22 protein-coding genes and 1 riboswitch are annotated in these 19,541 nt (G+C 38.3%); of the genes, 11 read left to right on the forward strand and 11 right to left on the reverse strand.

Annotated features, from left to right (window positions below; all coding sequences use genetic code 11):
• Positions 1–123 precede the first annotated feature (123 nt).
• From J3U69_RS05030 to J3U69_RS05040, 3 genes are read left to right on the forward strand one after another with little or no spacing between them, the layout of a single operon-like run.
• Entirely contained in the window at positions 124–579 is a 456-nt protein-coding gene (locus J3U69_RS05030) for a LytTR family DNA-binding domain-containing protein (protein ID WP_103752553.1), read from the forward strand.
• Positions 579–1,340: a LiaF transmembrane domain-containing protein gene (locus J3U69_RS05035; protein ID WP_267413253.1), complete on the forward strand. Its 762-nt coding sequence runs from the start codon at positions 579–581 to the stop codon at positions 1,338–1,340. The genes J3U69_RS05030 and J3U69_RS05035 overlap by 1 nt, the downstream gene beginning before the upstream one ends.
• Before the next feature lie 14 nt (positions 1,341–1,354).
• Positions 1,355–2,200, forward strand: coding sequence for a hypothetical protein (locus tag J3U69_RS05040; RefSeq protein ID WP_267413254.1), 846 nt, complete (start codon positions 1,355–1,357; stop codon positions 2,198–2,200).
• A 113-nt stretch (positions 2,201–2,313) separates the two neighbouring features.
• On the opposite strand, the gene thiE is transcribed toward J3U69_RS05040, so the two are convergent.
• The 3 genes from thiE to thiM are packed head-to-tail and all read right to left on the reverse strand — an operon-like array spanning position 2,314 to position 4,592.
• Positions 2,314–2,970: a thiamine phosphate synthase gene (gene thiE / locus J3U69_RS05045; protein WP_267413255.1), complete on the reverse strand. Its 657-nt coding sequence runs from the start codon at positions 2,968–2,970 to the stop codon at positions 2,314–2,316.
• A 9-nt stretch (positions 2,971–2,979) separates the two neighbouring features.
• A complete protein-coding gene (gene thiD / locus J3U69_RS05050; RefSeq protein ID WP_267413256.1) occupies positions 2,980–3,789 on the reverse strand; it encodes a bifunctional hydroxymethylpyrimidine kinase/phosphomethylpyrimidine kinase in 810 nt (269 codons plus the stop codon).
• A 14-nt stretch (positions 3,790–3,803) separates the two neighbouring features.
• Entirely contained in the window at positions 3,804–4,592 is a 789-nt protein-coding gene (gene thiM / locus J3U69_RS05055; RefSeq protein ID WP_103752548.1) for a hydroxyethylthiazole kinase, read from the reverse strand.
• A 74-nt stretch (positions 4,593–4,666) separates the two neighbouring features.
• A riboswitch (TPP riboswitch) is annotated at positions 4,667–4,768 on the reverse strand.
• A gap of 127 nt (positions 4,769–4,895) precedes the next feature.
• On the opposite strand from thiM, the gene tenA reads away from it, so the two are divergent.
• Positions 4,896–5,558 carry a thiaminase II gene (gene tenA, locus J3U69_RS05060; RefSeq protein WP_267413257.1) on the forward strand — a complete coding sequence of 221 codons (663 nt, stop codon included), beginning with the start codon at positions 4,896–4,898 and terminating at the stop codon, positions 5,556–5,558.
• 124 nt (positions 5,559–5,682) lie between these two features.
• Here tenA and J3U69_RS05065 read toward each other — a convergent pair whose 3' ends face one another.
• The 8 genes from J3U69_RS05065 to thiD (J3U69_RS05100) all read right to left on the reverse strand — a co-directional run bounded on the left by J3U69_RS05065 (position 5,683) and on the right by thiD (J3U69_RS05100) (position 12,907).
• Positions 5,683–6,912 (reverse strand): alpha-L-fucosidase, encoded by a 1,230-nt coding sequence (locus tag J3U69_RS05065; RefSeq protein ID WP_267413258.1) that lies wholly within the window; start codon positions 6,910–6,912, stop codon positions 5,683–5,685.
• A 65-nt stretch (positions 6,913–6,977) separates the two neighbouring features.
• Positions 6,978–7,313, reverse strand: a complete 336-nt coding sequence (locus J3U69_RS05070) for a PTS lactose/cellobiose transporter subunit IIA (RefSeq protein WP_220234930.1) — start codon at positions 7,311–7,313, stop codon at positions 6,978–6,980.
• A gap of 12 nt (positions 7,314–7,325) precedes the next feature.
• Positions 7,326–8,420: a DUF871 domain-containing protein gene (locus J3U69_RS05075; RefSeq protein WP_267413259.1), complete on the reverse strand. Its 1,095-nt coding sequence runs from the start codon at positions 8,418–8,420 to the stop codon at positions 7,326–7,328.
• On the reverse strand, positions 8,386–9,681 hold the full coding sequence (locus J3U69_RS05080) for a PTS sugar transporter subunit IIC (protein ID WP_220220329.1): 1,296 nt from the start codon (positions 9,679–9,681) through the stop codon (positions 8,386–8,388). The genes J3U69_RS05075 and J3U69_RS05080 overlap by 35 nt, the downstream gene beginning before the upstream one ends.
• Entirely contained in the window at positions 9,681–9,989 is a 309-nt protein-coding gene (locus J3U69_RS05085) for a PTS sugar transporter subunit IIB (protein ID WP_220220328.1), read from the reverse strand. Before J3U69_RS05085 ends, J3U69_RS05080 begins: the two co-directional genes overlap by 1 nt.
• Positions 9,990–10,152: 163 nt before the next feature.
• Positions 10,153–11,127 carry a LacI family DNA-binding transcriptional regulator gene (locus tag J3U69_RS05090; protein ID WP_267413260.1) on the reverse strand — a complete coding sequence of 325 codons (975 nt, stop codon included), beginning with the start codon at positions 11,125–11,127 and terminating at the stop codon, positions 10,153–10,155.
• 48 nt (positions 11,128–11,175) lie between these two features.
• Positions 11,176–11,865, reverse strand: a complete 690-nt coding sequence (locus tag J3U69_RS05095) for a type 1 glutamine amidotransferase (protein ID WP_220220326.1) — start codon at positions 11,863–11,865, stop codon at positions 11,176–11,178.
• 229 nt (positions 11,866–12,094) lie between these two features.
• Positions 12,095–12,907, reverse strand: coding sequence for a bifunctional hydroxymethylpyrimidine kinase/phosphomethylpyrimidine kinase (thiD, locus tag J3U69_RS05100; protein WP_410476861.1), 813 nt, complete (start codon positions 12,905–12,907; stop codon positions 12,095–12,097).
• A gap of 139 nt (positions 12,908–13,046) precedes the next feature.
• Here thiD (J3U69_RS05100) and glpK point away from each other — a divergent pair, with 139 nt between their 5' ends.
• From glpK to J3U69_RS05135, 7 genes are all read left to right on the forward strand, one after another.
• The gene (glpK, locus tag J3U69_RS05105; RefSeq protein ID WP_103752539.1) at positions 13,047–14,549 is read left to right on the forward strand and encodes a glycerol kinase GlpK; all 1,503 of its coding nucleotides are present in this window, start codon (positions 13,047–13,049) and stop codon (positions 14,547–14,549) included.
• 32 nt (positions 14,550–14,581) lie between these two features.
• Positions 14,582–15,355 carry a tyrosine-protein phosphatase gene (locus J3U69_RS05110; RefSeq protein WP_103752538.1) on the forward strand — a complete coding sequence of 258 codons (774 nt, stop codon included), beginning with the start codon at positions 14,582–14,584 and terminating at the stop codon, positions 15,353–15,355.
• A 12-nt stretch (positions 15,356–15,367) separates the two neighbouring features.
• On the forward strand, positions 15,368–16,318 hold the full coding sequence (locus J3U69_RS05115; RefSeq protein WP_267413261.1) for a LacI family DNA-binding transcriptional regulator: 951 nt from the start codon (positions 15,368–15,370) through the stop codon (positions 16,316–16,318).
• A gap of 175 nt (positions 16,319–16,493) precedes the next feature.
• The gene (locus J3U69_RS05120) at positions 16,494–17,396 is read left to right on the forward strand and encodes a helix-turn-helix domain-containing protein (protein ID WP_267413262.1); all 903 of its coding nucleotides are present in this window, start codon (positions 16,494–16,496) and stop codon (positions 17,394–17,396) included.
• Positions 17,397–17,516: 120 nt separating this feature from the next.
• Positions 17,517–18,026: a hypothetical protein gene (locus J3U69_RS05125; protein ID WP_267413263.1), complete on the forward strand. Its 510-nt coding sequence runs from the start codon at positions 17,517–17,519 to the stop codon at positions 18,024–18,026.
• A 95-nt stretch (positions 18,027–18,121) separates the two neighbouring features.
• On the forward strand, positions 18,122–18,949 hold the full coding sequence (locus J3U69_RS05130; protein ID WP_267393555.1) for a hypothetical protein: 828 nt from the start codon (positions 18,122–18,124) through the stop codon (positions 18,947–18,949).
• Between the two features lie 3 nt (positions 18,950–18,952).
• Positions 18,953–19,540, forward strand: coding sequence for a hypothetical protein (locus J3U69_RS05135; protein ID WP_267413264.1), 588 nt, complete (start codon positions 18,953–18,955; stop codon positions 19,538–19,540).
• The last annotated feature ends 1 nt before the right edge of the window (position 19,541 follow it).

The following is a 19,541-nucleotide window of genomic DNA, read 5'->3' on the forward strand; positions in this document are numbered from 1 at the left end:
GGCAGTTTAACTCTTTTTGTTTAACCACTTAAGCAAAAAAAGTGACCACTTGAGAAAATAAACTGGCTTTTAAAAATTAATTAGCGTTTAATAAAAATATCAGATGAAAGGCAGGTGAGAATCTTGAAGGTGAAAATTGAGCTTGACCCAGAACAAGAAGAACCGTCAGTGACCATTCATGCACGGGAATTGTCCCCCGAAGTGGAACAAATTTATCGCCAATTGCAAGAATTGGATGGACGACCTGATCAGCTTGAGTGTCATAAAGATGAATTAACCTATTATGTAAATCTAGCGGATATTTTGTTTTTTGAAACTGAGGGGCGGCAGGTAATCGCGCATACAAAAACGGAAGCTTTTACTGTCAATTACAAACTTTATGAATTAGAAAATTTGTTGAGCAGCCAATTTATGAGGATTTCAAAATCAACAATTTTAAATTTAAAACAGATCTATGCGTTAACAAGGTCAATTTCAAATTGTCAGGTTCACTTTCGGGATTCATATAAAACCGTCTATGTATCGCGCCGCTATTATCACAGTTTAAGTGATCGATTAAACGAGAGAAGGTCATCATAATGAGAAAACAAAAAATTAAGGAAATACTTTGGGGCATTGGGTTAGTTGCTGCAGCAGTCTATATTGTTATGAACCAAATGCACCTTTTATCATTTCATTTAGGCTTAGGAACAATTTTTTGGACAGCCGTTTTTGGCATTTTACTGATTAATAGCATTGCTGGTAAAAGCATTTTTGGAATGGTTTTTTCAGTAACATTTTTACTAATTGTTTATGCTGGACCGCTTCATATTACTAAAATTGTCCCGTGGACCTTATTACTGGCCGCATGTTTGGTATATGTTGGCTTATGCCTGATTTTTGCTAAAGGTTGGCGTCGTGATACGCTATTTCGCATTAATCATCACCAAAATAAATATGACCAAATCTGGGAAGATGGAGAGTTTAAAACGACAGGTAATAACTTTTCTTCTAGAAGTAGGGATGAAAACGACCGCAATATTGTCATTAATCAGCGTTTATCTGAGGTCTCACGTTACGTTCATTCACAAAATTTAGAAAGTGTGACGATTAATTCTACTTTGGGTGAAACTAATGTTTATCTTGATTCTGCTAAGGTCGCTGGTGATACGGTGGTCATTAATCTGAATGTTTCAATGAGTGAAGTAGTAATTTATCTGCCATTATCTTGGCGAATAGAAGATCATTTAGCAGCTGTTTTTGGTGAAGTTGAAATCAATGGTACTTCTACCGGCGGTGGTCCTAAAGTGCTTTTGCAGGGATCAAGCAAATTCGGTGAAGTGACGATTAATTATGTTTAATGAGAGTTATCAAAATGAGCAAAGACCTACTTAAAAACGTGGCCGCTTATCGTATGATTAAAGAAATGATGGGTAAATTTTCCCAACATCAACCAAATTACTTTTTAGCGGGAAAAACGATTGGGACCAGCACCTATTGGATTAACGACTTTCATCCGACTGCACTTAATTTTGCTGCTTATCTTTCACCTCAAGTAGCCTTAGCTGAACAAGAACGGTTCTTTCAGCAAATGATCGAAGAACTGGAGCAAGTTGCTCGCAAAATGCAAAAAAAAGCCCTAATTACTTATGATTATGCTCCGCAACTAGTCTTTAATACTCTGGCCAAGGACAATGGCTTTCACTTAATTAGAACCACGGTTATGCCCAAGATGCCTTTATCTTCAGCTTTAGATCAGACCAAAGCTATTAAAATTGCAAGTGATTTTGAGCTGATAAGTCTGACCGCTTTGAAAAAATGTCCAGAACAATTAGCGGAATTAACGCGCCAAAGTTATGCCGATTACCAAGAAAATCACCAGGCTAACCCAGTGGCTGATCTTTCTTTAGAAGAATGGCAAGAAGTTATTTATGCCGATCAGTTGCTAGATGCGCCACTAGTTTTAAGAGTAAAAAATCAGCTTGCTGCCTACTGTTTTACCTTTGAAGATCATCCGCATGAATTAACGTGGGGCTGGATGGGAGCAGTAAAACCAGAACTACTAGATTTTTTACAACAACGGCAATTAAGCTGGGCGCAAGCAAAATATCAGACTTTAACTGGTGAATTTGATTCAACAGATAAGTTGGCAACTAGAACTTACCGTAATTATGCCTTTGAACTGTGTCCGGTCTATGAAACTTATTTAAAAAATGTGTAATAAGAATATTAGGGCTAAAGTAATATGAGACAGTAGTTAATTATTTAAAATTAAATCAATAAAAAACTCCGCTAATAAACGGAGTTTTTGTGTGCTTAAAATAGCGGGCAGTTTTAATGCTGCCAATTAGTGTTTAGCATTGCGGCCACAGTTTCTGCAATATTACTGCTTTGTGCAATCATTGAAATAACAGCGGCGCCGGCAGCTTTAGTGCCGGCAATTTGGGTTAAATCTTTTTCTGTGATCCCCCCAATTGCAACAATTGGACGGTCAGTTTGTTGGACCAATTTTGTCAGGCCAGCAATTCCAATTTCTGGATCAGCATCATCTTTAGACTGAGTAGCAAAGATGGGACCACTACCGTAATAATCAATTCCGCTAATATGATCCGCAAGACTTATTTCAGCACTTGTTGAACAAGAATAACCGACAATCATTTTTCCTTGCACATCTTTTATTACCCGGGAAATATCTTCATCGTCTTGTCCAACATGAATTCCTTCGGCACCAACCTTCTGGGCAAGTTTAACATCATCATCAACGAAGAAAGGAACATGGTATTTTTGGCAAAGTTCATGAAGTTCTTTTGCCATTGGTAAGCGGTCATCTTCGTTTAACGTTGACTTTGGCCCTTTATCACGAAACTGATAAGCAGTGATACCTGCTTTTAAAGCTTCTTCGACCAATTTAGGTAAAGTCTTTCCGGCTGGCAAGTCTTGTGTCCCGCAGACGAAATATGCGGTTAATTGTGTTGCGTTAAATTGAGCCATAATCTCCTCCTAATCTACCTTAACCCAATGATTAAGTGGTCCATGACCGTGACCAACCTGAATCGTTTGTTCAATCGCCTTGGTGACATACTGTTTGCCGATTTTAATTGCTTCACTGAGAGTATGGCCCAGAGCTAATTGAGCAGTAATGGCGGCTGCAAGAGTATCACCAGTACCGTGAGTCCTGTTAGTGTGCGTCCGTGGACTGCTAACCCAAAAGTCAGTGCCATCTGCTAATAAAGCGTAATCGCGCACAACTTCAGCGTTAGAATGTCCGCCTTTAATAAGCACGTTTTTTACACCCATTTTTTGCAGACTTTGTGCTAATTGGGGATATTCTTGTTCACTAGTAGCCTTAATTCCGGTAAGAGCTTCTGCTTCAGGCAAGTTAGGTGTAATGAGGCTAGCTAGCGGCAATAGCTCATTTTTAACGGTGGCAATAGCATCTTGGCTAAGAAGAGGCGCTCCGCCTTTAGCCACCATAACTGGGTCGATGGTTACCGGACCAAAGTCATATTTTTGCAGATTAAGAGCTACTTGATGGACGTGCGCTGCATCTCCCAACATACCAGTTTTACAAGCCTTAATCTTAAAGTCTGAGGCTAATGACGCAAATTGGGCATCGACCATTTCAAGTGGTAATAAAAACGAGCCTTGGACTCCGAGCGTATTTTGGGCAGTCACAGCTACAACCACCGCTGTCCCAAAAACATGTTGCATCTGAAAAGTTTTTAGATCCGCCATAATTCCGGCTCCACCACCGGAATCAGTCCCAGCAATGGTCAAAACTTGGGGAAATGAATTTAGTTCTTCTGTCATTATTGCTAACCTCCTTAATCAAATTTAGCAATAGCTGTAATCTCGGTTTCTTTGACTTTAGCTAAATAATCCATCAAATACATGCTAAATGTGCCAGGGCCTACTTCAGGATGATCATTAACGAGCAATTCTCCAGTAGCTGCAAAAACTAGGCAAGCTGTTTGCGCAGCTTCAAAAGAATTATCGCAGACGGCCGCAAAGGCGGCAACAATGCTTGAGAGCATGTCACCTGAACCAACGTGTGCCTGAAATAACGGGGTACCATTGTAAACATGAGCGATATTTTGGCCATCGCTAATTGTGTCTGTTACGCCACTGGCAATAATTGTACAATGCAATTTTTGCGCGGTTTTACGCGTAATTTCATCAAGATCGCCACTGCCTGAACCCGCATCAATACCTTTGGCATTCCAGGCAAAACCACCTAAAGCGGCAATTTCACCAGCGTTGCCACGAATGATTGTAGCTGGGAAAGCTTCTAGCAATTTTTGTGCGGTTTGCAGGCGGTAATTGACTGCGCCAACGGCAACGGGATCAAGGACAACCGGTTTTTGAGCTTGCGCGGCAAGTAGCCCCATTTCTTTCATTTGCATAATTTGCAATTTAGTCAAAGTCCCGAGGTTGATGGCAATGCTTGATGCCATCTGAACCATTTCTTCGACCTCAGCAATTTCCTTACTCATGATAGGCGAGGCACCCAGCGCATTTAAGCCGTTAGCGACATCTTGAACGGTCACAAAATTGGCGGCATTAAGGACAATTGGATTAGTTTCACGTAATTTAGCTAACAGATCTAGTTTCATAATCTCTCCTTTAAAAATCTCCTGCGCCGATTTCAGGTCAATAAAAAAGCTTTGACATATTTGTGTCAAAGCATAAGTGGATTTTGACACGTTCCTACGCAAGAATTAGCTTACAGGTTCAAAGGGTCTGGCTATCCGCCATCTCAGCCTTCAAAAAGGCACCCCTCGTGTTATCGGTTTCAATTATAGCTACTTTTGCTGGGCAAGACAATAACTAATTTAACCGAATTGCTGCAGTGACTCGACTAAGGTAAACTAACTACTAAAAAACACGCAACTATTAATTGGGCGAGGGAGATAATAATGACTGAATTTACAGCACAATTGCGTTATGCGGCAAAGGATCTGTGGGAAAAAAGCATGGAGCAGCCCTTTGTTAAAGAGCTGCAAAGTGGCCAATTGCCATTGGCTACTTTTCGGTTTTACTTATTGCAAGACAGGTACTATTTAGCTGAATTTAGCAAAATTCACCGGCTAATGGCAAAGAAAACTACTAGTCAAGAAGTGCAACGATTCTTGCTGGCAGGTGCCCAAGATTTGCAAGAATGTGAAATAACAATGCAGCAGCATTTTTTAGCGGAATTAAAAGTCACATCCAATGAGATTAAAGAAACTGACGCAGCGCCAACGGCGTATGCCTATGTTAATCATCTGTTTAAAACGCTTGAAAAAGATGGTCTTGCACCTTGTGTCTGTGCCATTTTGCCTTGCTACTGGCTTTACCAGGAAATTGGTCAAGCATTGGTGCAAACGGGTTCACCGGTTGCACTTTACCAGAAATGGATTGAGACCTATGATAGCGACTGGTATGACGTCAATGTTAGTCGCATGTTAAAGTTGACCAATGACTTAGCTGCGCAAGCTTCAGAACGAGAGCGTGGGCAGATGCAGAAAGCCTTTGTGCGTAGCAGCTATTATGAATGCCGGTTTTGGCAAATGGCGTATGAGCAAGAGCAGTGGCAATAGTTTTCTGCCTTAAAGAATTGTTTTAATTAAAAAAGCCTAGCTTCACTACAAATAGCAAAGCTAAGCTCGGAGAGCGCATAATAATTAGCGCTTGATTTGAACGAAAAATATAGTAAGAGAGTTTTTAATAATAGATTTTGGCCACGCGCTCGACTAAGTTAGTGCCATATTCAAAGCCATCAGCAGCAATTTTAAGTGTGTTAGCTGTTTGATCTTGTTTAAATGCTAATGGCTTTTGGTTGTCTAGCCAAGCGATATGGTCAATTTTTTGTTTTGCAAAATTAGTGAAAACTAATTCACGTGCCTGTTCGCCACCTAGAACGACGTTGCTGTTGCCAATATTTCCTAGGTCATCAACAAATAAGTAATTACCTTTAATAAAATCATGGTCATTAGAAATAGTGGAGTAGGTTGAATGCTCATAATTATTGGTATGGTAAATTGCTTCATGGTTGATAGCCATCCATTGACCAACTAGTTCGATTAGTGAACGACAGTGGATATTCAGTGAACCATCAAATTCTGGTCCAACATTAATTAATAAGTTAGCGCCGACCTTGCGCGTCCGGCAAATTTGCTCAATTAACTGGTGCCCAGAAAGATAATTAAGGTCATTTTGGGCATTGCCCCAGTGTTTATTGAGTGTTAGCGAAGTTTCAGCGGCTAAATAGCGTTGGTTTTGAACATGCTTAATTGCAGTTGGATTGCCACGCTCAAACGTTAATACGTCAACTTCTCGCCCTTCCGTTACGCCTTGTTTTTCTAGTCCGGTATTATTGGTAATAATGGCATTAGGTTGTAATTGCCGGATTTCTTGGTAAAGCAAATCTTCTTGCCAATCTGCATGTGGCTTATCCCAATTACCATCGAACCAGAAACCACCAATTTCACCGTAATTAGTGCATAAAAGTTTAATTAGTTGACGCATTTCGGCTAAATAGCCGTTAAAGTCGTCGCGGTACTTAGCGTTATTCCAATCATAAGTAGCGTAATAGATAAAGGGAGCAATCTTTTGCCGGTGGCATTCATCGGTAAAAATTTTGATAACATCTTTGTGAAATGGGGTATGGACGCTGTCAAAGTTATTAATATTCTTGGTATCAAAGAGGTAAAAGCCATCATGATGTTTGGCAGTAAGAACAATATACTTAAAGCCGCACTTCTTAGCTAGTCTAACTAAGCTGCGAATATTTTCTTCTTTTGGGTTGAATTCATTAAACGCCGCCTGATAGGTCGGAATATTTAAGATGTTCTGTGACCATTCGCCCTTGGCAAATTTAGAGTAGAGTCCCCAATGGACGAAAAGGCCAATCCCCATTTTTTCAAAATTGCTAATTTTTGTTTCTATTTTCATTATCTATATACTTTCAATTGCTTATATTATCATCTGGTCAATTGCTACTAACTTTAAACGAAAAATTACTGTTTTTTAGCTACTTCTTGCCGCAATTTGACCAATTCTTGGTTGGTCTTAATCAACTCGGTGGCAAAGTCTAAAAAACTTTCTGCTGTAATCATTTGATCTTCAGCATGCATATATAACGGATCAATTTTGTTATCACCAGTTTTAGCAAAATCAGCTAAAACCTTTAAGTGTAAGTTTTGCGCCTGCTTTAGTTCTTCTTTAGCGTCTTTCAGCAATGGCTCAGGGTCTTTAGCGTCAGACTTAGAGCAGGTAACTGCCTCCATAATTTCTGCTTTTGCTTGCCCCGAATGACTAATAATTTCAAAACTAATTTCTTCTAAACCTTCCATAGCGGCCTTTCTTTAATAATTATCTACATCAATAAACTTAAATTTGTCCCATGGTTGAATGAAGGCAATAAACTGCAAATCACTAGGGACAATTTGCGCAACAACGTTTTTGCGGTGGTCATGGTTGTCCATTTCCTGCTTGACAATGTTAAGCTCGCCCTTGTACTGGTCAAAGTCATTATTGCCAATTGTAATCATTCCCCGGGTCAAAGTGTTGACAGGGTTATTGACCGGTATGTCGCGTTTATTATATTTCAGCTTAACGAAGGTTGAACGAATCGCATAGCTATTGATATCTCCCCGGTTAAAGTGCAAATTAGCTAAGACAATTTCTTTTTCCAAAGCGGTTGCGTTAGGGGCAAACTTGACAAAAAATTGTGGTATTTTTGCCTCCAAGTTGGCTACTTTAACTAATTCGTCATCACTGGCAAATGCATTCCCAATAATAATGTCATCAATTAGCTGGGTATTAATTAAATACTGCGCCTGTTTTTCAAGGGGTAAACCGCGGTGGATTTCTAACGTTGGTAAACCAGCATTATAGGGATGCGGTCCAATTGCACCATGGTTTGATGAGATAAAAGCGGCTGTCCGCAAACCTAGGTCATGATATTTCCGTGTAGTCTTTAAAAAATAATCTGTATCTAGTCCCGTGTAGCGTTGCGGATAAAAATTATGACAACCGATAATTTTGTCCTTAAGCGGTCGGTAGGTGAGAATATTCGCAATATTGCCAGTATCATTACTAATATTGACCTCAATCGTTAAGTTCTCGGAATTATAAGTCATAATTGACTCTGGCATACCATCGAAATTTGAATCTAATCGTACGATGTCGGCACCTAGTTTTTTAAAAAAAGACAGGTCATTGTAACTAATGTTTAAGTTTGTAAAAAGGCCCGGATTAACATCTAAGCTGACCCACATCCCTTTTTCATGGGCATAGCTTAAAACGGTTTTAAACTTTTGTAAGACCGTTTCTTTGTCATCATTTAGCTCTAATAAGCTTGTAAAAAGCCTTTGGTAGCCAAGTTGAGCAGCACGATCAATGTATTCAAGACAGTCATCGACTTTAGTTTTGTTCGGATAAACTGAGATCCCCTTCATTTTCCTGAGCCTCTTTCTCTAATTTTACTTGGTTGTTGTCAAACATTTTGAAGAATGGGTAATAGATAATGAGAGAAATCAGAATGTTAACAAGACATAAAACGATTGCGCGCCAGTCAAAGCCGGTTGCCATCCAAGCACCGATTGGTCCGGGCAGCGTCCAAGGCGCAACGGCTGTTGTATAAGCCACTAAGTGCAGCTTCATTGCTACGTAGGTTACAGCTGCCATTGCGGTTGGCGCTAAGACAAATGGAATGGCAAAATACGGGTTCATGATGATTGGAATACCAAAAATCAGGGGTTCATTGATATTGAAAATAGCGGGCACGATAGTGACAGCACCCATTGTTTTACTAAATTTAGATTTTCCTAAAACTAATAACAGGATTGCCAGTGAAAGAGTAGCACCAGCACCACCAACCCAAACAAACCATTGGAAAAATTGTTCGGTCATGAAGTGAACTGGAGCGTGACCATGAGCAACAGCGGTAACATTGGCATTTAAGTTGGCATACCAGTAAGGGTAGAGAATTGGTGTAGCAATAACCATTCCGTGAACCCCGAACAACCAGATAATGGTAATTAAAAGAACGGGCACGATTGCTGATAAGAATGTGTCACGACCAAAGTAGCCAATCGGTGAGAAAATCCAGATCAAAATCTTGTTGATGTCTAAGTTGCAGAGTTCTTTTAGCACAAACGAAATCACAATAATTAAGATTCCTGGTAGCAGGGCACTGAAAGATTTACCAACTGCTGCAGGCACACCGTCAGGCATTTTAATTACCAAGTTGTGCTCGGTGAAAAAGCGCACAATTTCAACGGTGAAAATAGCACATAAAATGGCAGTAAACAGTCCTTGAGCACCCATATTGCTAATTGACATGTAAGTGCCAGGAGCCATGCCAGCTTTAGCCTTATCTAGTACAATTGGTTCAATTGCTAGAATAAAGAAAGACATTTCAGCTAAAACACTAGTTGAGATTGGGTCAATCTTATAGTATTTAGCTAAATGTGAAGTTATCGAGAATACACAGTAAATTGCCATCAAGTTGATGGAATAATACATTGGTACGGATAACATTGCGGCATATGGCTGAATAAAATTCTTCCAAGCATCAATTGGCAAGTTCAGTAAAATAGTGAAAAATGAGCCAATAATTGATACCGGAATAATAACCGACATTCCGTCTCTAATAGCGGTTAAATAGCGATTGTTAGCTATTTGGCCCATTTTTGCAGAAACTGTATCGAAGTTCATTATTTTGTCTCCTTGATAATTAGTTCATACAATTTATCTACTTTAGCTGGGTTGTACATCGTCATTGGAATTAAAATAAATTTGGCATGTTTTTGCTCGGCTTCTTCTTCAAAGTCCTTCTTTTTAAAAGAAACTTGGGGTGCTAGCAAAATCAATTGGTAGTCGCCTTCGTTCAGGTCATCAGCTACCTTGTCAATGCTGGTTTCGTGAACGTGCCAATTTTGCTGGTTTTTAGCAGCTTCTTTAGTTAAAGCAGTTGCCAAAATAGATGAGCTCATACCGCCACCACAGGCTAATAAAATATTCATAATCTTTCCTCCTTAACTTGAATCGGTTCAAGTTTAGCTAAAAAATAAAAAATCTAAAAAGTCCGCCTTTTTAAAGTAAGCAGTCTGTACTTCTTTAAAAAAATGAATCATTTCAAATTCACGCTAAATTATATTCTCATGTTGATAAAAAAGCAAGCGCTTTCTACATCTGGTGGAAAATGTTACGGCAGTAAACTGTTTGACAACTTGTTTCGTCAGGGTTGGTTAGCTTGGTAATTACCAGTTTGCCAGCAGTGGTTCCAATCTGTTTTACAGGCTGTTCAATTGAACTGATTTCTGGAAAGAAAAGATCATTCACGAAGAAATGATCATAGACAAGAAACTCAATGTTTGGCTGGTGATTTTTTTCCCGGTAGGCCTTAATGGCACCTAAAGACATGTAGTAATTAATGATAAAAATGGCATCGAGATTTGGATTTTGCTTAATCAGCCTGTTAAAGCCTTCATATCCGGACTTGATGGTATAATCGCCCGACCAAATATAACTATTTTTTACAGTGAGACCATTTTCTTTTAAGGCATCTTCATAACCTTGCTGCCTTTTTTGCGCAATATAGTTTTCAGATGAGCCGGTGATAATGCCAATATGACGGTAGCCCTTCTTAAGCAAATAATTTACGCCTGCTTTAGAAGAGTAGTAATTATTGACGACTACAACATCAGTCTTAAGACCATTAATGGGGGCATCGATAGCAACAATCGGGATGTTGTTGTTAGCAATTTTTTCAAGCATTGGCGTTGATTGATCTTGGTGAAAAACAATAATTGCGTCAATTGATCGTTTTAGTAGAAAATCAATCTTTTGTTCCAAGCGCTTTTTATCATCATGATAATCGCACACAATGATGCTGTAGCCGAACTTTTCAACATAAGCTTCGATAGCGGAAACAATTGACATAGAAAAAAAGTCAGTTAACTGATTGATAACAATCCCAATTGACATGGTTTTGTTTTTCTTCAGTCCACTGGCAATAATGTTTTGATGATAATCCAATTGCGTCATCGCTGTTTTGATTTTTTCAGCTGTTGCTTTTCTTTGATGCCTGCCATTGAGATAATTCGAAACTGAACCAATTGACACACCAGCTAGTGCCGCGACATCTTTTGCCGTTGCCACAAATATCACCTGCCTGAATTTTCTTAAATTAATGAGCGTTAAAAACGATTATACCGCCTTATCAGCCGCTGCTTTTTTCATGCGCTCATCGTGCCATTCTAAAATCATCTTAACGATAGCATTTGCCACGTTAAGATTTTTTAAGATTGGGCCATGAGAGTAGGTTCCGATAAAATTGCGGTAGCGCAGACCTTCAACGTGATCTTGGGGGTTGTTGCCGTAGCCTTCAATCATTGTGCCCAAAGGATGCAATTTATCGGGATCGTCAAAATAAGTTTGTCCCGAGTGATTTTCAAAGGCTCTGACTTCACCCCATTCACTCATGTAGCGGGTGTCGCCAATCATTCGTTTATCAGCTTTAAATACGGTATGGAAAGGTAAGATATCTAGTCCTTTGATGGTAACGCCTGAGTTGGTCTTATAATACGTTCCAACCAGTTGATAGCCACCACAAACGCCCAGCATTGGTTTGCCGTCATTAATATACTTTGTCAAAGTTTCTTTATGACGTGGAAGGTCTTTGGCAATGACGGTTTGTTCGAAGTCTTGTCCACCACCAAAAAAGACAAAGTCATAGTCAAAAGCATCGAACTTATCACCTAAGGAAATATTGTCTATTTGAGTAGAATAGCCCTGTTTTTTAAGTAAAAACCGAATGATTTTGACATCACCGGAATCACCATAGGTATTCATTAAATCTTCATATAAGTATGCAATTTTAATTGTCTTGCTTGCCATTGTGCATCAGCTCCTACTATCTTGTTAAAGTATATCTTAAAGGCGCAGTAGGGGCAAAAGATAATTATTTTTCTCGTTTTTAAAAAAACTTACATAAAATAAGCAAACACGTTATAAGATTAATTGTTTAAGAAAAAATTGTTCCGCTAAAATTCTGACCGTGTGAATTGTCAAAATAAAGCAGAACAATTATGTACTAATTAGTAATGTAATTGCCGAAATTATGTAATTATTTCGTATCTTCCTGCGCCGCAAAGTGATTAATCGGGCCATACTTAGAGCCAACTTCAATTGGGTGGGCAATTGCTTCGTAGGTGAAGTCTTTGGCCGTTTGGACACTGGCAATAATTGACCGGCCTTTAGCCAGTTCGGCGGCAATAACTGCGGATAAAGTGTCACCAGTTCCGTTAATTCTTTCTGTGTTGATAAATGGCTTAGTAAATTCGTAGAATTGACCGTCTTCAGCTAAGAGAATATCGGTTACTTCGCTTTGAGCAGCATTATCGTGCCGGCCCTTCATCAAGACGTTTTTAGCACCCATCTTCTGCAATTTTTCGGCGCCGCGGTGAATTTCTTCCTTAGTATCTAGTTGCATGCCCGTTAACTTTTGTTGTTCATAAAAGTTGGGCGTAATAATATCAGCAAGCGGCATTAAGTCGTCTAAAAAAGCTTGGTAAGCATCATCATCCAAGAGCGTGTCCCCGTGCTTGGTCATAATCACGGGATCAAGCACAATTTTGCCCATATCGTATTTGCGCAAATTGGCAGCTACACAGGCGATGACTTCTTTATTAGCTAGCATTCCCGTTTTTAAAGCGGCAATTTTAAAATCGTCATTTAGGACGTCAAATTGCTTTTGAATAAATGACACTGGCATTACTTCTTGTGCGTAAATACCGGTAGTGTTGCCAGCAACAGCAGCCGTTAAGAGCCCCATACCGTACACCTGTCTGGCATAAAACGAATGCAGGTCGGCTGTCATTCCAGCGCTGCCATCGCTATCATTGCCAGCGATAGTTAAAGTGATAATTTCTTTTTTCATTATTATGGATCCTCATTTTAATCGAAACTTTATGTTCACAGTATAACTTAAAATAAGGGTAATGCTATAATTATTTCTTGTAAAAATAGGGTCAAATAGTAAAATTATAGTGAACCGCTTTCTTAAGGAAGGATACATTATGTTAAAAAATTACATTATGGCAATTGATGAAGGTACCACATCAACACGCGCAATGATTTTTGATCACGAGGGGCATAAAGTTTCGTCCTCGCAAAAAGAGTTTCCCCAATATTTTCCCCAGCCTGGCTGGGTTGAACACAAGGCTGAGGAAATTTGGCATGCTGTTCAAACCACAATTGCTAATGCAATTATTAATTCAGGTATTCGTCCGGAGCAAATCAAGGGCATTGGCATTACTAATCAACGTGAAACCACGGTAATCTGGGATAAAAAAACCGGTAAACCGATTTACAATGCAATTGTTTGGCAATCGCGACAAACTACTGAATTAGCTGAAAAACTTAAAGCTGACGGTTATAGTTCAATGATCCATAAGAAAACGGGCTTAATTATTGACCCTTATTTTAGTGCAACTAAAATTCGCTGGATTTTAGATCATGTTGAAGGTGCGCAAGAAAAAGCCGAAAAGGGTGATTTGCTCTTTGGCACCATTGATACTTGGCTTTTGTGGAAATTAACTGATGGCGAAGTTCACGTTACCGATTACACGAATGCCTCAAGAACCATGCTTTATAATATCCATGACCTAAAATGGGATGATGACATCCTTGAGTTACTTAATATTCCGAAAAAGATGTTGCCGGAGGTAAGATCGAATTCAGAAATCTACGGCTACACTAAGTCTTACACCTTTTTTGGCGGCAAGGTACCCATCTGTGGGATTGCTGGTGACCAGCAGGCCGCCCTTGTTGGTCAATTGGCCCTGAAAAAAGGGATGGTTAAAAATACTTACGGCACGGGTTCATTTATTGTTATGAATACAGGAGAAGAACCCACAGAGTCTGATAACAACCTGTTAACAACGATTGCTTATGGGATTGATGGCAAAATTAACTATGCTTTAGAAGGCTCAATCTTTGTTTCTGGCAGTGCAATCCAGTGGTTGCGTGACTCAATGAAGATGATCAAAACGGCGGCGGAATCCGAAAAGGCGGCACGTGCGTCCAAATCAGAAAATGAGGTTTACGTTGTACCTGCCTTCACTGGACTAGGCGCGCCTTACTGGGATTCCGAAGCTAGGGGTGCAGTTTTTGGCGTTACACGTGGAACAAGTAACAATGATTTAATCAAGGCAACTTTGCAGTCACTTGCTTACCAGACTCGTGATGTAGTTGACACCATGCAAATTGATTCTGGAATACAGATCCCAACATTACGTGTAGACGGTGGGGCATCAAATAATGATTACTTACTGCAATTCCAAGCTGATATATTGGGTACTAAAATTGAACGATCAAAGACGCTTGAAACGACTTCAATGGGAGCTGCGTTTTTAGCAGGCTTGGCAGTAGGCTACTGGAAAGATGTTGACGAACTGAAAGATATTTTTGTTGTAGGCAAGACTTTCGAGAGCAAAATGGGACAAAAAGAACGTGAGCATCTGTATCAAGGCTGGAAGCGTGCGGTCAAGGCAACCCAAGTATTTGCTCACGGCGAATAAAAGTATGAATACAGTAGTGTGAGGTGAGAAAATTGGCACATGATCGAATTGTTAAATTAGATGGTCCGTTAAATTTTAGGGATGTTGGTGGCTACCAAAATCAAAATGGCCAAAAGATAAAGTGGAATAAAATTTATCGCTCCGATTCACTTAGTACCCTAACGGAAGCTGATCAAGAAAAATTGACGGAATTGCATGTCACAATTGATTGTGATTTACGTTCACAATACGAAAAACATTCTTCACCGGACAAAGCGTGGCCAAATGTTCATTATCTTGATTTACCGGTTTATTCAGAAAACCCTGAGGACCGACCCAATGGTCACAAAATTTATCGTTTTCTTCATCATATTCCGGATTTAAGCAATAATTTTATTGGTCAAATTTACCAACAGACTTTGCTTAGTGAGCATAGTCGTAAGATGTTTGCCCGCATTTTTAGTGAATTACTAGCAATGCCTGCTAACGAAGCTCTTGTTTATCATTGCAGTGCCGGTAAGGACAGAACGGGAATGGTTTCTGCTTTGATTTTAATGGCACTAGGTGTTGATGACGATACAATTGCTCGTGACTATTTATTAACTAACAAATTATATGACTTCGCCGTTTCACGCCAATTGCCAAGCAATGACGAAATTTCACAGATGGTTGCCAAAATGAATGTAACCAAAGGCGAAGGGATCGCTATTCGTGGCATTACCGAGACTGTCCGTGGTGGCTGGGGCGACTTTGATACCTTTTTTAAAAAAGAATTGGGCTTTAATGATGCCGACTTGGCAAGATTAAGGCAAATGTATTTAGAATAGGGGCATAAATCAGTGGTAACTTTGCTTGATGTCGCTAAAAAGGCCAACGTTTCAAAGATGACGGTTTCGCGAGTCATTAATCACCCCGAACAAGTGACAGATGAATTACGTGAATTAGTTGAACGGGCCATGCAGGAATTAAATTACCAACCGAATTATGTCGCACAAGCCCTAGTAAATAACCGGACTAATGTCGTTAAGTTCGTTACGCTTGAAGATATTGATACAACTGAGCCCTATTACATGAACCTGCTTTTCGGTATTGCTCAAGGTTTATCTAAAAAGCAATATGCTATCCAGCTAGTCACTGATCGCAAGCAAATCAAAGAAGGTAATTTTGACGGTTACTTAATTACTGGTGCGCGGTCATCTGATTATAGTTTGTTTGACGAACTAGCTAAGCCGTTCGTTCTTTTTGGTGAAAATCATCGCGGTTTTGATTTTGTTGATAACAATAATCAGCTCGGTGGCGAAATTGCTACTAAATATGCCTTATCGCGTTTATATCGCAATGTTATCTTTATTGGTATCGATGTTCGGGAGCCGTTTGAAGTTTCACGTGAAACAGGCTATGTTAACACATTACAGCAAAATAAATTAATTCCGCAAATATACAGGATACCTAATCATAGCCATGCGGCCCAGAAAATAATCAAGGAAAATTTCGGTAAGTTTCAACACGATACTTGCTTTGTTTGTGCCAGCGATCGGATTGCAATTGGTGTTGTACGCCAACTACTGAACGAAGGGGCCAAGGTACCCGAAGATTTTGGCGTAATCGGCTATGATGGGGTCTTTTTAGATCAGGTTTCAAATTTAAAATTAACAACGGTCAAGCAACCAATTTTTGCGATGGGTGAATTATTGGCTAAGATGCTGTTACAAAAAATTGAGCAAGACGGCTCACCCCAAGGCGAGGCAATGCTTAAGCCTAAGTTGATTCGCAGGCAGTCAACGAGGTAAAAATTAAAAAATAAAGTAGCTAAAGGTGCATTAATACTTTTAGCTATTTTTTATTCAGTATAAAATTATTAGAAAATTAAAAAATGTTATAAATGATGGCAATGATTTTGCATATACGCTAATATATATCTTATAAAGCAATTCGTTAAATATGAACTAACAGTGAGGTACATTGATGAGAGATGAGACTTATGGAAAGAAGTTCAGACGCATCAGAAAGCTTAAACGCTTAAGCTTGGTTAAAGCTTCTACTGGAGTAATTTCAAAATCAAGTCTAGCACGCTGGGAATTAGGCTACGATAATCTATCTTGGGGAAATGTTCTAAAACTACTTGATCAAAACAACATATACCCGGATGAATTTATAGAAAATAGTGAGATTTCTTATTTAGGAGTAAATATTAAAAAGATTCAGAGTGCTTTTGTTCGTGGTCAAACTTCGCTTTTAAAGAAATATGCACTTGATACTTTGAAATCTTGTAAATTAGATCCGTTAAATGAAAAAGCTTTCTTTGAGGCGGCAGTTGCATGTGACCTCTATAAAAAACACACTAATAAAAGCATTTGTCCAAAGCGTGTACAAGTAAAACTCAGATTGTATTTTTCTAATATCATCGCTGAAAATGATTATTGGAACTATGAAAATATTTTCTTCTTTAAAAATGTCGTAATGCTTTTAAATGGGAAAGAAGCTTATAAGTTTGCTTATGATTTACTTGACTATGCAAAACAAGAAAATCTTGAACAGAGCAGTTTTCGCCATATAGTATTACAAGCCCTGCTTGAAGCGACAAATGCATTATTAAGAAAAAATATTATCTATGCCAAAAAAATCTTATTTGAAGTAAAATCACTCATTTTTTCTGATTATGACTCACTAGAAAAAATTGAAATTAGTTTTTTAGATTCGGCAATCAAATTTATTGAGGAAGATGAGACAGCACAATTAAAAGCCCTGTACAATGTGTTAGATTATCTGGAAATGAAAGACCTCAAATATCATTTAGAAAACAATATAATGATACTAACAAAACTCTATAAAAATATAGAATTTGATTCTCAAATTTGGGAAAAGTAGGAAAAAATTAATTTTTCCTGTTGTAAACTAAAATTATCAAGAGGCATAGATTAAAAATGTTTCTTGAGTAATATATATAGTTGTATTGTTTAATAGAAATATTAGTAGGAGGTAATAAAAATGTTAAATTTAAAACATCATTTTTTTGGTAAGTTAATGTTATCTGCTGCTCTTCTTTTATCAGTAGGGGGCACATCAGTAGTAGCTGCTGCTACAGGCACAGATAATGATCCAAATACGAGCACGGATAAAAATCCAGCAGAAGAAGAGACTACTGGCATTGACGTGAGAAAAGGTAAAGGTACATGGACAATTGTTTCCATTGATGTACATAAAGCTGGTAGTTGGAGTAGAAGTGGTAGTAAATATTCTAATGTAAAGAAAACTAATTCAAATTATGCTTCCTTTAATGGCGATGCAATACCTGCCGCACTTGGCTATAAGGTCCGACTAGTAAACAATGCCAGTGTACCTAGATCAAATACGGTAGGCTTATACCTAAATAGAACTACACATGCAGCTAACAATTCTGGAACTATTAATAAACATTATTATGGTGGCATAAGATCTAGTGAATTTGAGATTAATACTACCAGACCTAAATTCCACTTTAGTGCAGATTATAAATAAAAAAATATTACATTTAAAAACATTTATTAATGAAGGGGAGATTCCCCCTTTTTTAATTATATGATCAGGTACACAAAATGTAAAGGTGATTGATAATGCTAAAGAAAACAAAAAGAATAATTATTATAAGTATCTTGCTTTATTTGCTTTTAATTACTTGGCAAGTATTCGCAGGTATCAATGATAATTTAGGCGTCCTTCCTAAAAATGGTAAAGTATCTGATGCTTCAGTACAGCTTTTCTTTTCGCTGCAACCCAATGGTTGGGATGAAAATGTTATTGTCGAAATAGTTATGATGGCATTGTTGCCAACTCTAGGAGCAGGCCTTTACATTTATTTGAAAAATAATGGTATGTTCGCTGATGTGCAGCAACGAATTGATTATTCTGCTTTTTTGAAAAAGGGGCTTACCAATAGTTTTTTAGTCGCAACATTAATTTCAGTCTTTACTAATATTTACCGTTTAGGATTAATTAATTGGTTCTATTATCCATTAGTCTTTCAAATGCAGCCTGCACAGATTTATCGGGATGCGCGACCTGGATATTTTTCTTCTAATGAACTAATTGATGTCATTTTCTATATTATTTTTGCTGCTATCGGCTGGGGTATTTTCGCAGTACTAATTTTTAGCGTTGGGCTTTTTGTAAAAAAGAATGCACTTTTTTATATAATGGGGCCTATTATAGCAATTGCTTTGATCTTGTTTGCATTATTGGGTAATCTCCAAAACCCTGTTTGGTATACAATTGCCAATATTTCCTTTCCTTTTACAATACTGGCTCCAGGCCAGTTTGCCTTGGGTAGCCGGATACCTATCTTAAATAGCTACTTAATTTTCTTCGTTACTGTGATTTTGTATTTATTAGTGACAATTACGTTAGTTACTACTTGGTATAAAAGAAAAAGAAAGTTAGGCTAACAGATGAAACAATTAAAACGAGTAAATAGTCGATTAATGCTAATTGGCCTTGTAATCATGTTAATTGGCTTAGCTGGCGCGATAAATCTTTTATTAAGAAATCCCGCTAAGACGATGGAACTTCCAAACGAATACCTTAATTTAAGTTTTGTTTCGTTATATCTACAACCAGTAATTTTAATTTTATTTTATAACCATGTGTTAACCTTTCACCGGATTAGATTACTCGTCGGCGTCAGACAAAAGACAAATTTAATGATATTAAAGCTGCTGGAATTAGGTACAATATATTGCACACTATTTTTAGTAGCCTTGTTTGTACCGTATTTCTTTTCAGATCATCCATTATTTAAGTATGGCAATCCGTTATTGGGTACAGCACTGATAGTTTTGCATATAGCTGTCCTATTATTTTTGTTCTGGCTATTGGTGGGAGCTTATAATTCACGTTATCCATATTTATTCTTGATTTTAGTGATTATCCTAGATTTGGTATATCACTACTATATTGAGAAGAAACTTTTAATAAATTATAGTCCTATGTATGATGAGGTTTATCGCATTATACACCATATACAAGGCGGCTTTTAAG

The sequence above is a fragment of the Lactobacillus sp. B4026 genome, from assembly GCF_026535825.1.
GTDB classification, from domain to species: domain Bacteria; phylum Bacillota; class Bacilli; order Lactobacillales; family Lactobacillaceae; genus Lactobacillus; species Lactobacillus panisapium.